8 protein-coding genes and 2 rRNA genes (1 of these 10 cut by a window edge) are annotated in these 12,816 nt (G+C 50.8%); 9 read left to right on the top strand and 1 reads right to left on the bottom strand.

What is annotated here, in order from left to right; genetic code table 11:
- The first annotated feature begins 6 nt into the window (after positions 1–6).
- The 6 genes from gatA (at position 7) to QU597_RS24690 (ending at position 7,912) form a co-directional block, all read left to right on the top strand.
- Positions 7–1,464, top strand: coding sequence for an Asp-tRNA(Asn)/Glu-tRNA(Gln) amidotransferase subunit GatA (gene gatA, locus QU597_RS24715; RefSeq protein WP_310833409.1), 1,458 nt, complete (start codon positions 7–9; stop codon positions 1,462–1,464).
- A 43-nt stretch (positions 1,465–1,507) separates the two neighbouring features.
- A complete protein-coding gene (gene gatB / locus QU597_RS24710; RefSeq protein ID WP_310830239.1) occupies positions 1,508–2,953 on the top strand; it encodes an Asp-tRNA(Asn)/Glu-tRNA(Gln) amidotransferase subunit GatB in 1,446 nt (481 codons plus the stop codon).
- Positions 2,954–3,045: 92 nt separating this feature from the next.
- Positions 3,046–3,516 carry a GNAT family N-acetyltransferase gene (locus QU597_RS24705; protein WP_310830238.1) on the top strand — a complete coding sequence of 157 codons (471 nt, stop codon included), beginning with the start codon at positions 3,046–3,048 and terminating at the stop codon, positions 3,514–3,516.
- 41 nt (positions 3,517–3,557) lie between these two features.
- Entirely contained in the window at positions 3,558–5,423 is a 1,866-nt protein-coding gene (locus QU597_RS24700; protein ID WP_310830237.1) for a DUF4097 family beta strand repeat-containing protein, read from the top strand.
- 128 nt (positions 5,424–5,551) lie between these two features.
- Positions 5,552–5,983: a peroxide-responsive transcriptional repressor PerR gene (gene perR, locus QU597_RS24695; RefSeq protein WP_054943413.1), complete on the top strand. Its 432-nt coding sequence runs from the start codon at positions 5,552–5,554 to the stop codon at positions 5,981–5,983.
- A 207-nt stretch (positions 5,984–6,190) separates the two neighbouring features.
- Positions 6,191–7,912 (top strand): glycosyl hydrolase family 18 protein, encoded by a 1,722-nt coding sequence (locus tag QU597_RS24690; RefSeq protein WP_310830236.1) that lies wholly within the window; start codon positions 6,191–6,193, stop codon positions 7,910–7,912.
- 116 nt (positions 7,913–8,028) lie between these two features.
- Here QU597_RS24690 and QU597_RS24685 read toward each other — a convergent pair whose 3' ends face one another.
- Positions 8,029–8,388 carry a DUF2614 family zinc ribbon-containing protein gene (locus tag QU597_RS24685; protein WP_310830235.1) on the bottom strand — a complete coding sequence of 120 codons (360 nt, stop codon included), beginning with the start codon at positions 8,386–8,388 and terminating at the stop codon, positions 8,029–8,031.
- Between the two features lie 129 nt (positions 8,389–8,517).
- Between QU597_RS24685 and QU597_RS24680 the strand changes: the two genes are divergently transcribed.
- From QU597_RS24680 to QU597_RS24670, 3 genes are all read left to right on the top strand, one after another.
- The gene (locus QU597_RS24680) at positions 8,518–9,393 is read left to right on the top strand and encodes a nucleotidyltransferase-like protein (protein WP_310830234.1); all 876 of its coding nucleotides are present in this window, start codon (positions 8,518–8,520) and stop codon (positions 9,391–9,393) included.
- Positions 9,394–9,819: 426 nt separating this feature from the next.
- Positions 9,820–11,367, top strand: a 16S ribosomal RNA gene (locus tag QU597_RS24675).
- A gap of 244 nt (positions 11,368–11,611) precedes the next feature.
- Positions 11,612–12,816: ribosomal RNA gene (locus QU597_RS24670) — 23S ribosomal RNA — on the top strand (it continues 1,721 nt past the right edge of the window).
- The 16S and 23S rRNA genes sit together here, the layout of an rRNA operon.

Here is a 12,816-nt window from a genome sequence, read left to right as displayed (position 1 = left end):
AGAATGTTGAGCCTGTTTCAATATCGATTGCCTGAACTACATAACATGCTGCACAGCAAAGAACTTTCCGTCAGTGAGCTGACCGAACAATCGCTGGCCGCCATCTCAGAGCGTGACGGTAAAGTGCACGCATTTCTAACGCTAAATGAGGAGGGGGCACGCCAGTCAGCGCGGGCGCTGGATGACAAGCTGGCTTCCGGTGCAGCGCGCGGCCTGCTGTTTGGACTTCCTGCCGGGATCAAGGACAACATTGTCACCAAAGGGCTGCGCACTACCTGTGCCAGTAAGTTTCTAGATAATTTCCAGCCGATTTATGATGCAACCGTTGTTTCCAAGCTGCGCCAGGCGGATGCGGTAACGATCGGCAAGCTGAATATGGACGAGTTTGCCATGGGCGGCTCCAATGAGAACTCCGCCTATGCGGCTGTGCGTAACCCGTGGAATCTGGAGCATGTTCCAGGCGGTTCCAGCGGCGGCTCAGCAGCTGCGGTAGCTGCCGGGGAGGTATTGTTTGCGCTTGGTTCGGATACCGGCGGTTCGATCCGCCAGCCCGCTTCGTACTGCGGAGTGGTTGGCCTTAAGCCGACTTACGGGCTGGTATCACGCTATGGCCTGGTTGCCTTTGCCTCCTCACTGGACCAGATTGGCCCGCTTACCCGTAACGTTGAGGATTCCGCTTATGTGCTGCAAGCGATCGCGGGATATGACGCCCAGGATTCCACTTCGGCCAAAGTTGATATTCCCGACTATCTCAGCGCACTGACCGGTGACGTTTCCGGACTGCGCATCGGGGTGCCGAAAGAGTACATCGGTGAAGGCGTTGATGCATCTGTCCGCGAGACGGTACTCTCCGCACTGAAGGTGCTGGAAGGCCTTGGCGCCGTCTGGGAAGAAGTCTCTCTGCCGCATACAGAATATGCGGTAGCAACGTATTATCTGCTTGCTTCTTCGGAAGCTTCCTCCAACCTGGCCCGGTTCGACGGTGTCCGTTATGGCGTCCGCGTCGATGAAGGCGGCGGTCTGCTTGATTTGTACCACAATTCCCGCAGCCGCGGCTTCGGGCCTGAGGTGAAGCGCCGGATCATGCTGGGAACCTATGCGCTGAGCTCCGGATATTATGATGCTTATTATCTTAAGGCGCAGAAGGTGCGTACCTTGATTAAGCAGGACTTCGATGAGGTCTTTAAAAAGTATGATGTGATTATCGGGCCGACGGCTCCGACGACTGCCTTTAAGCTGGGCTCTCAGACGGAAGATCCGCTGACGATGTATTTGAACGATATTCTGACCATTCCTGTCAATCTCGCAGGTATTCCTGCGGTCAGCATTCCTTGCGGCTTTGCCGGAGGACTGCCTGTCGGCCTGCAGATTATCGGCAAGGAATTTGACGAGAGCACCGTGCTGCGTGTTGCGCATGCCTTTGAACAAAATACAGACTATCATAAAGAGCGCCCACAGCTGTAATTCCCGCCGGATAAGCGTTTTTGGCTCACAAAACTTTTAAGGGATGAGATCATTTATGTCTAAATACGAAACGGTCATCGGGCTGGAAGTTCATGTGGAGCTTCATACCAAGTCCAAAATCTTTTGCGGCTGCTCCACGGAATTCGGTGCTCCGCCCAATACCCATACCTGTCCGGTTTGTCTCGGGCATCCCGGTGTACTGCCGGTACTTAACCGCCAGGCTGTGGAATACGCAATGAAAGCGGCGATGGCGCTGAACTGCACGATCGGGGACGTCAGCAAGTTTGACCGCAAGAACTATTTTTACCCCGATTCGCCCAAAGCTTACCAGATTTCACAGTACGACCAGCCTATCGGTTTGAACGGCTGGATCGATATTGAAGTGAACGGTGAAACGAAGCGGATTGGCATTACCCGTCTTCATCTGGAGGAAGATGCCGGTAAGCTGACCCACGTGGACGGCGGCTTTGCGTCGCTCGTCGATTTCAACCGTGTAGGAACACCTCTGATTGAAATCGTCTCCGAGCCTGATCTGCGCTCGCCTGAAGAGGCCCGTGCTTATTTGGAGAAAATCCGCGCAATCATGCAGTACTGCGATGTGTCCGATGTGAAGATGGAGGAAGGCTCGATGCGCTGCGACGCCAACATCAGCCTGCGTCCTGAGGGTCAGGAGGAATTCGGCATCCGTGCCGAGCTGAAGAATATGAACTCCTTCCGCGGTGTGCTTCGCGGCCTCGAATATGAACAGTTCCGCCAGGGAGAAATCCTTGACGACGGCGGTGTTGTGGTGCAGGAGACCCGCCGCTGGGATGAAGCCCAGGGCAAAACCCTGTCCATGCGCGGCAAGGAAGAAGCCCATGACTACCGCTACTTCCCTGACCCGGATCTGATTGTGCTGCACATTGACGATGCCTGGAAAGAATCGATCCGTCAGACGATTCCGGAACTGCCTGATGCGCGGCAGGCCCGCTACAGTGAGGAATTCGGACTTACTGCCTATGATGCTGGCGTACTGACATCCTCCAAGCTGCTGGCTGATTTCTTTGAGGGCAGTCTAGCCTATACCAAGGACGCCAAAGCAGTTGCCAACTGGATGATGGGCGATTTGCTTGGCTACTTGAACAGCAATAACCTTGAATTGCCGCAGGTGAAAATCACTCCGCAGGGATTAGGTGAGATGATTAACCTGATTTCAGGCGGCACCATCAGCAGCAAGATTGCCAAAACCGTGTTCAAAGAAATGCTGGAAAGCGGAAAGCTGCCTGCCGTGATCGTTGAGGAAAAGGGCCTGGTGCAGATCAGCGACGAAGGTGCAATCAAAAAAATCGTTGAAGATGTCGTCGCTGCGAATCCGCAATCCGTAGAGGACTACAAAGCGGGTAAACAGAAGGCGATCGGATTCCTGGTAGGACAGGTAATGAAAGAGAGTAAAGGTAAAGCTAATCCGGGTCTGGTGAATACGCTGCTGGCTGAAGTGCTTAACAGCTAGACCCGGTTTTTGGGTAATTTATTATAGGATCTAAAAGTTCAGGGCTTGTCGGCAACGGCAGGCCCTGAACAGCATATAAGGGGACTGTACGGATGGATACAATAATTAAGCTGGACCTGCAGGATGCCTTCACATTAAGCGAGCTCTGGAGCTTGCAGCACAAGGCCTACCGGCTGGAAGCTGAGCTGATAGGCTTTAACGAGATTCCGCCGCTGCTGGAGACGAGAGACATGCTGGCAGGATCTACAGAAGAGTTCTACGGCTGCTTTGACGACAGTGGTGATCTGATGGGCGCTGTTGCTGTATTGGAAGAGTCACCTGGCAAATTGACGGTAACCCGGATGATGGTACATCCGGATCATTTCCGCAAGGGGGTGGCCGGAGGCCTGCTGGAATTTATTTTTGAACATTACTCCCGGATGGCACAGTTCATTGTATCTACGGGCAAGCTTAATACTCCGGCCGTTACACTCTATACGAAGCATGGGTTTATTCCTGCCGGTGTTGAGGAAGTGGCTCCGGGCGTAGAGCTGATCGAATTTTATCGGAGTGGTAAGCTTTGAACAGGAAACAACATAAACTTTATGGAAGGAGGACTCCCGAGATGAGTTCCGAGCAGAAGGATGAATCCGTCATGGTGCCCAATCCCCCTATAATACCTCCGCGCCAGAAAAAGCGCACCCGCAAGCGCAAATTTATTGCCGGGCTGCTGGCGGCTCTGATTCCCGGAACCGGACATCTCTATTTCGGGCTTCTCCGCAAAGGGATTTCTTTCATCTTCATCATACTGCTGGACATCGCGGCGATGCTGTATTTCTCATCCATTGGCATGCAGATTAATGTGCCGCTGCTTATTTTACTGGCCCTGCTGATTCCTGTCATTTATTTCTATAATGTGTATGATGTGCTGCAATCGGTAGACCGGATTCTTCGCTTCCCTGAGGAGACCGATCCTGAACTGCCAATAACAACAACTAAACCTTCTAGGCATCGTGCCCTTATCAGCGAGCCGGGTATTTCTTTTGGACTCATGCTGCTGTTTGGCGGGGCGCTGATGTTCCTTTTCCGGCAAAAACCGGTCTGGCTGCAGCAATTCATCGAGATGTACGCGAGTGAAGTAATTGCGGGACTTTTGATATGTGGGGGGTTGTGGCTGGGAGCACGCGAAATTGCTAAAGGGCTGATTATCCGCAAAAGCAATGAACGGCGCCCCCGGCGTGTCGGCAGATATACTGCAGCTATGCTGCTCACAGTGGTGGGGGTACTCCTGCTGCTGGATTGGCGGAATGATACGGATAACATGCTGCTGCTGTTAAAATGGTGGCCGTTGATCCCTGTGTTATGGGGTGTGGAGTATCTGCTCATTTCCTTTTTAGCACGCCGCAGAGGTTCTGTGCCCAAAGGTCCAAGGGCCAGAATGGATCTGCGGGGGTTGCTGTCGGCAGTTATACTGGGTGCCAGCGTATTTATCGTAGCGGAACAAGAGCATTACCTTCATTTATGGAACCGGGTCAGCATGAATCTGACTGTGTCGGCAGTAGATTACGGCGAAGCCAAAGGCAGCCGGTTTGAAAAAGCTCCGCTGATTATACCCGTCGAGCTGAGCACCTCCAAAATCGCTGTTGATGGCATCAATGGCGATATTCTCATTCATCGCGCCCCGGTAGAAGATATCGAGATTACATCTACTGTATGGGTGGACCAGCTGGAAGGAGCGCAGGCTGAAGCGATATCGGAGCAATCCTTCGTAGAAGTAACCGAGGGGCCAACCATAAAAATCACCCCTCAATATAAAACCTATGGTGACTCCGGCAAACGGCAGCCGCGGATGGACCTTGAGATTTCGCTTCCGGAGGACCGCCGCTTTAATCTGGATGTCCGGACGATGAATGGCGGCATCACTCTGCAGAACGTGGAAGCAATCGAGGATATTCTGCTAGAGACAGGGAACGGAGAGCTCATTCTGCACCGTATATTCGGGAATGTGAAGGGGAAAACACTGAACGGTGCGGTTCGTGCCCGGACAGTGCAGGGAAGTGTGGATTTGACCACCAGCGGCGGAAAGATGAATGCCTGGGATGTTACAGGTGCTCTGAAGCTGTCTACGGCTGTAGGCAATATCTCGGTAACAGGCAGCGGAGATGAAGTGAATCTTGCCAGCAAGAACGGCAATCTGGAGATTGACGGTGCAAGAGCGAAGCTGCACGCCGAATCGCTGAACGGCAAAGTTACTATCCGCTCCGAGTTTTTTGGCGGGGACTGGGATGTGTACAGCGCGGTGGGAGACATTGATCTGTATCTGCCCCAGGCAGGCAATTACAAAGTAGACGGATCAAGCGGCTACGGGGATATTAACACGGACTTCCCTGAGCTTACCATCGACAAAAAGACAATTTCCGGCGAAGTAGGGACCGGCGAGTTTAAGCTGCATGTTGAAGGGAACAGCAACCTAAATGTGAGGAAATATTGAAAAAAGTAATTTTTATTATATAATAATCAATATAATGTACTTGGCACGTTGACAACATTCAAATCCGGGTTCTACAATTGCAGTATAGTTATTTTATTATGGTATTTAATTTAGAGGTGGTGGAATTGATGGGTAGTGGCGTGCAACATGCATTGGAACAATTGAAGACTACCGGTGTCCGTATTACACCCCAGCGTCATGCGATTCTTACGTATCTGATGGAAGCGTTGAATCATCCTACGGCAGACGATATTTACCGTGCGCTTGAGCCGCAGTTTCCGAGCATGAGTGTGGCGACAGTGTATAATAACCTGAAAATGTTCATGGAAGCCGGTATGGTACGCGAGTTAACCTACGGTGATAATTCCAGCCGTTTTGATGCCAATGTGTCCGATCATTACCATGTCATCTGCCAAGAATGCGGTAAAATCGAAGATTTCAGTTATTCTTCACTCCATGAGGTTGAGCATTCTGCCGAACAGGCAACAGGCTTCAAAATTCATGGATTACGCTTAGAATTGTACGGGGTTTGTAAATGCTGCAGCGAGAAACGGCATTGAGGGACCAAGAGTAGCATAGCTTAATAGGCAAAATTTATGACGTGCGGAATCCGGTGACGGAAGCCACACGTTTTTTTATTGAGTACTGAGGCCATTTAATGCCTGGACTTCCAGCAGATTAGCGCAACCAAAAGGATGAACATAACGTATACTTAAGATTGACTACCTGCACTTAAATTTAATTGATAGTTTTGGAGGATAAATATTTTGGATAGCAGACAGAGACAGGGACGCATTAACAAGCGCGGAAGCCGCTTTCGCCGTTTATTAGGGCTTGTTATTATTGCCGCAGCCGCCTATTGGATTGTTTTTTATGTACTGCCAAACCGTGCGCATATCGATCCGGATTGGAAAAGCCTTGAGAAGCCTGTGTTCGTTAAGGGTGAACTAACCGGCTATTCTGCCGCAGGGACCGGTGACGGTCTGCTTTTACCGCTTCCCCTTTTACAAAAATATGTTGATTCGGCGATCCGGTATGAGGAAGCCAGCAAGTCGGTTATTCTCTCTACGGATAATGACCTGCTGTATATGCAAGAGGATTCAACCTCCGCGAGTCTGAATAATGAGCCGATCCAGCTCCGGCTTGCTCCTGAAGAAAAGGATGGAGTGACGTACCTTCCGGCCGATACCCTTGAGGAATTGTATGGCTTTGAAATTGAGGAAGATACTAGTACAGGTGCTGTTCTGCTGATGACTGCCGGAGAAAGTGTACCGCTTGGCACAGTTAAAGGCGAGGAGGGCGGCCGGACGAAGGCGCTGCGCAGTGAAGCGTCAATTCACGCTCCAATTATTGCGGATATGGCCCCCCGAACAATCGTCAGAATCTGGAATGCGGATAATAAGGACTGGCTGTATGTGCAGATGAGCAGCGGTTATACCGGGTATGTGAAGGCTGGCGACATTACAGCAGACGGGCAGAAGACAGTGGAACAGAAGGTATCTGAGCCTTCCCGTGCAGAGCGCAGCTGGAAAGGGAAACCAGTGAACATGTTCTGGGAGGCCGTATATGAGCGCAAGCCTAACCCTGCAAATTTCGGTGAACTGCCTGGAGTTAACGTTGTCAGCCCGACCTGGTTCCGGATTGTAGACGTGAAGGGTAATGTACGCAGCCAGGCGGATAGTGCCTATGTGCAATGGGCTCACAAGCAAGGTATGGAGGTGTGGGGACTGCTGAGCAACAGTTTCGAGGCGGATCTTACCACGCAGGCGTTATCAACCTATGAGAAACGGATGACTACAATCGTTCAGATGCTGGAATATGCAGATCTGTATGATCTGGACGGGATAAATATTGATTTCGAGAACGTTTATACGAAGGATGGAGAGAATGTCACGCAGTTTATGCGGGAGCTGAAGCCGATGGCCCAGGCCAAAAACCTGATTGTCTCCATAGACGTCACACCCAAGTCTAACAGTGAAATGTGGTCATTGTTCCTGGACCGGAAGGCGCTTGGTTCGGTAGCGGACTTTCTCATTGTAATGGCTTATGACGAGCATTGGGCATCCAGCCCCACAGCAGGCTCTGTAGCATCTTTGCCTTGGGTGGAGAGCTCTATAAGCCGCATTCTTGATGAAGATAAGGTGCCGGCTGAGAAGCTGATTCTCGGTGTTCCGCTGTATACCCGCATCTGGACAGAGACCACGGAAAAGGGAGAGACGAAAGTCAGCTCTAAGGCTGTCGGCATGTCTTCCGTTCAGGAGATTCTGTCCGAGAAAAAACTGACGCCTAAGTTTGACAATGACTCTGGCCAGAACTATGTCGAATACAAGGAAGACGGTGCGCTTCACAAAATTTGGATTGAGGATAAGGTGTCCCTGAAATCGAGAGTTGAGCTCGCTAAGTCGTTTGGACTTGGGGGAGTAGCATCCTGGACCCGCAGCTTTGGGACACTTGAGGCGTGGGAGGCTTTGCAGGAGATTAGTAAATAGGGTTTCTCAAAAAAAACAAGGGGCTCCTGAAACGGAGCCCCTTGTTTTTGGTATTCAGCGATTCTTCAGCGGAGGAGAAGATAATATTGAAGATGGACTTGCATAATGCTGATTCATTATTGCTGCTGGCTCTCTAACTGCTCTGCTGTAATGGTTGCCTGTGCCGGATCGCGGGTGAGGATGGTGTGGCAGAACATGCAGCGGTCAGTTTTGCCCAGCATCTTGGTCAGCTTGTGGCATTCCGGGCATTCCAGCTGAACCGCACTCGTAGACAGCATACCTGCCCAAAAGTATATTGCCAGACTGGCCATCATCGAAATCAGACCGATAACGAGTCCTACCGCAGCAAATACTTTACCTGCTGAGCCCCAGAATACAATTCCGGCCGTTCCAAGAATCATGAGGCCCATTCCAAGCATGGTGAGCAGTAATCCCCAAGTGCGAAAAGCATTGATTTTAGCCGATTTCATCTTCATGAGTATTTGCTCCTAACTAAAATATAGTTCGGACGTCCAGAAGGAACTGCCATGAATATGTAGAATATTAATATTTAAGAGAATTATAACTGACTGGACGCAAAATCGCCAAATTTGATGGAGGGAAGTATGGAACTATCCAATTTGACCCTATTGAGTGGAGAAACGTTCGATGAGAATGTTCTGGGGGCCGTAGCTTTGCGGCAGAAGGGCAATGCTCCGTTTCAGAGCGCGCTGCTCCACGATTTTGATATGGTGGTATTGATGCTGCACGAGGAACAAGAGAAAGAACGGGTTATAACCCATACCATAGCCGGTGAGAGACGAACACAGTCTGTACACGTCGGTATATCTGCTTTGGAGCGGGCTGTGATGGCGGGTGATAATAATGAACTCCTTACCAGCCTTATAGCTGGAGAAGTTATTTGGGACCCCAAAGGGATTTTGGGAGAGATGCGCCGGGAGATCACACAATTCCAGGGACCGCTCAAGGAACGGGTCTTATTTATGGAATTTGCCCGCTTCCTGCATATGTATGTGAAATCCAAGCGTTACAGTGAAGCAGGCTTTACCATGGATGCATACAACTGTGTACTTATAGCTTTGTATCATTGGGCCCGGATTGAAGTCAGTGAAGCGGGGTGTTTTCCCGATCCGGCAGTTTGGGAGCAGGTTAAAAGCCTGAATACCTCCGTTCACAAGCTCTATGAAGAGCTGACGGTCAGCACCGAAACGCTTGAGCAAAGAGTAGAGCTCATTCTGCTTGCCTGTGAGTTTGCAATTATGTCGAAGATGTCTGACTGTTGTACTATGCTGCTGGATATTCTCGGGAGCCGCAATGAGTCATGGAGTATCAAAGAACTGCTGCAGCATTCAGGTCTTAGCCCGCTTGGAGCCGAATTGCCGCTCGTGCTTCGTAAGATGGTATCCCGTTCCCTGATTAGGGAAATCACCTCTTGGGCGGATGATGCTTCTGAAGGGCATACGGTTCGATACACACTATAAATATATAGCAGCTCACCAGGGAATTAATTAAGCTTAATAGGCCAAGATAAGGAGAGGATGTTCGCTCTCTTTTTTTATTTGCCCTTAACCAGAATGGGCAGATAACCATTGGCAATATTTAGAGTTGACTCCTGTGTTAATACTGTGTTAAATTATAACTCGTCCCTCCGACACATCGTAAAGCTGAAAAGCAAACGATGATCAACGAAAAAAAGAAATCAAAAAAAGATGTTGACAAAAACGAGGGCTGCATGATATATTATAAAGGTCGCTGCTGACAAGCAACGACAACGAAAAAAAGAGAATTTGATCTTTGAAAACTGAACAACGAGTGAGTATCGGAAATCACTTCGGTGAGATCCAAAATTAGAGAATGCAAATTCTCGTCAGATGTTTCAAAATGAGCAATCGCTCTTTCTAAATACCAATTTGGAGAGTTTGATCCTGGCTCAGGACGAACGCTGGCGGCGTGCCTAATACATGCAAGTCGAGCGGAGCTTATCCTTCGGGGTAAGCTTAGCGGCGGACGGGTGAGTAACACGTAGGCAACCTACCCCTTAGACTGGGATAACTACCGGAAACGGTAGCTAATACCGGATAATTCCTTTTCTCTCATGAGGAAAGGATGAAAGGCGGAGCAATCTGCTACTAAGGGATGGGCCTGCGGCGCATTAGCTAGTTGGTGAGGTAACGGCTCACCAAGGCGACGATGCGTAGCCGACCTGAGAGGGTGAACGGCCACACTGGGACTGAGACACGGCCCAGACTCCTACGGGAGGCAGCAGTAGGGAATCTTCCGCAATGGGCGAAAGCCTGACGGAGCAACGCCGCGTGAGTGATGAAGGTTTTCGGATCGTAAAGCTCTGTTGCCAGGGAAGAACGTCCGGTAGAGTAACTGCTACCGGAGTGACGGTACCTGAGAAGAAAGCCCCGGCTAACTACGTGCCAGCAGCCGCGGTAATACGTAGGGGGCAAGCGTTGTCCGGAATTATTGGGCGTAAAGCGCGCGCAGGCGGCTATTTAAGTCTGGTGTTTAAACCTTGGGCTCAACCTGGGGTCGCACTGGAAACTGGATGGCTTGAGTACAGAAGAGGAAAGTGGAATTCCACGTGTAGCGGTGAAATGCGTAGATATGTGGAGGAACACCAGTGGCGAAGGCGACTTTCTGGGCTGTAACTGACGCTGAGGCGCGAAAGCGTGGGGAGCAAACAGGATTAGATACCCTGGTAGTCCACGCCGTAAACGATGAGTGCTAGGTGTTAGGGGTTTCGATACCCTTGGTGCCGAAGTTAACACAGTAAGCACTCCGCCTGGGGAGTACGGTCGCAAGACTGAAACTCAAAGGAATTGACGGGGACCCGCACAAGCAGTGGAGTATGTGGTTTAATTCGAAGCAACGCGAAGAACCTTACCAGGTCTTGACATCCCTCTGAATCCTCTAGAGATAGAGGCGGCCTTCGGGACAGAGGAGACAGGTGGTGCATGGTTGTCGTCAGCTCGTGTCGTGAGATGTTGGGTTAAGTCCCGCAACGAGCGCAACCCTTGACTTTAGTTGCCAGCAGGTAAGGCTGGGCACTCTAGAGTGACTGCCGGTGACAAACCGGAGGAAGGTGGGGATGACGTCAAATCATCATGCCCCTTATGACCTGGGCTACACACGTACTACAATGGCCGGTACAACGGGAAGCGAAACCGCGAGGTGGAGCCAATCCCAGCAAAGCCGGTCTCAGTTCGGATTGCAGGCTGCAACTCGCCTGCATGAAGTCGGAATTGCTAGTAATCGCGGATCAGCATGCCGCGGTGAATACGTTCCCGGGTCTTGTACACACCGCCCGTCACACCACGAGAGTTTACAACACCCGAAGTCGGTGGGGTAACCCGCAAGGGAGCCAGCCGCCGAAGGTGGGGTAGATGATTGGGGTGAAGTCGTAACAAGGTAGCCGTATCGGAAGGTGCGGCTGGATCACCTCCTTTCTATGGAGAATCGTTTCCTGCAACGGAAACATTCAAATCGGAAGCTCAGCTTCCAAAACTCAGGTTTAGGCCTGTTACTCACTCGTTGGTCAGTTTTGAGAGTTTAAGCTCTCAGCAGTACCTTGATCCTTGAAAACTGGATACCGAAACGAATTTGCGTTTTAGAATATTCCTTTAAGCTGAACTTGTGTAAACAAGTTTCAATTATAGCGATGCTGGCGATTTTCCTTCGGGAGAACGCATTGGTTAAGCTAATAAGAGCACACGGAGGATGCCTAGGCGCCAGGAGCCGACGAAGGACGTGGCGAACAACGAAACTGCCTCGGGGAGCTGTAAGCAAGCTTTGATCCGGGGGTGTCCGAATGGGGAAACCCAGCTGTGGTAATTCGCAGTTACTCACATCTGAATACATAGGGTGTGTAGAGGCAGACCAGGGGAACTGAAACATCTAAGTACCCTGAGGAAGAGAAAACAATAGTGATTCCGTCAGTAGCGGCGAGCGAACGCGGAACAGCCTAAACCAAGGGGCTTGCCCCTTGGGGTTGTGGGACGTCTCACATGGAGTTACAAAGGAATATGGTAGGTGAAGAGGTCTGGAAAGGCCCGCGATAGAGGTAAAAGCCCTGTAACCTAAACTGTGTTCTCTCCGAGACGGATCCCGAGTAGTGCGGGGCACGTGAAACCCCGTATGAATCCAGCAGGACCATCTGCTAAGGCTAAATACTACCTGGCGACCGATAGTGAAACAGTACCGTGAGGGAAAGGTGAAAAGCACCCCGGAAGGGGAGTGAAATAGAACCTGAAACCGTGTGCTTACAAAAAGTCAGAGCCCGTTTTAGGGGTGATGGCGTGCCTTTTGTAGAATGAACCGGCGAGTTACGTTTAACATGCAAGGTTAAGGTGAGAAGCCGGAGCCGCAGCGAAAGCGAGTCTGAATAGGGCGATTTAGTATGTGGACGTAGACCCGAAACCGTGTGATCTACCCCTGTCCAGGGTGAAGGTGCGGTAACACGCACTGGAGGCCCGAACCCACGTATGTTGAAAAATACGGGGATGAGGTGGGGGTAGCGGAGAAATTCCAATCGAACTCGGAGATAGCTGGTTCTCCCCGAAATAGCTTTAGGGCTAGCCTCGGTGAATGGAGTGGTGGAGGTAGAGCACTGATTGGGTGCGGGGCCCGCAAGGGTTACCAAGCTCAGTCAAACTCCGAATGCCATTAACTTCTTGCCGGGAGTCAGACAGTGAGTGCTAAGATCCATTGTCAAAAGGGAAACAGCCCAGACCATCAGCTAAGGTCCCCAAGTGTGTGTTAAGTGGGAAAGGATGTGGAGTTGCACAGACAACCAGGATGTTGGCTTAGAAGCAGCCACCATTGAAAGAGTGCGTAATAGCTCACTGGTCGAGTGACTCTGCGCCGAAAATGTAACGGGGCTAAACACACCACCGAAG

Source organism: Paenibacillus pedocola, from assembly GCF_031599675.1.
Taxonomy (GTDB): domain Bacteria; phylum Bacillota; class Bacilli; order Paenibacillales; family Paenibacillaceae; genus Paenibacillus_AQ; species Paenibacillus_AQ pedocola.
This window is presented reverse-complemented; position numbering and strand designations above follow the sequence as displayed.

What these genes read in the sequence shown, in the direction of transcription:
- gatB (WP_310830239.1), top strand. Translation starts at nt 1,508, where the DNA reads ATGAGATCATTTATGTCTAAATACGAAACGGTCATCGGGCTGGAAGTT.
- QU597_RS24705 (WP_310830238.1), top strand. Translation starts at nt 3,046, where the DNA reads ATGGATACAATAATTAAGCTGGACCTGCAGGATGCCTTCACATTAAGC.
- QU597_RS24700 (WP_310830237.1), top strand. Translation starts at nt 3,558, where the DNA reads ATGAGTTCCGAGCAGAAGGATGAATCCGTCATGGTGCCCAATCCCCCT.
- perR (WP_054943413.1), top strand. Translation starts at nt 5,552, where the DNA reads ATGGGTAGTGGCGTGCAACATGCATTGGAACAATTGAAGACTACCGGT.
- QU597_RS24685 (WP_310830235.1), bottom strand. Translation starts at nt 8,388, where the DNA reads ATGAAGATGAAATCGGCTAAAATCAATGCTTTTCGCACTTGGGGATTA.
- QU597_RS24680 (WP_310830234.1), top strand. Translation starts at nt 8,518, where the DNA reads ATGGAACTATCCAATTTGACCCTATTGAGTGGAGAAACGTTCGATGAG.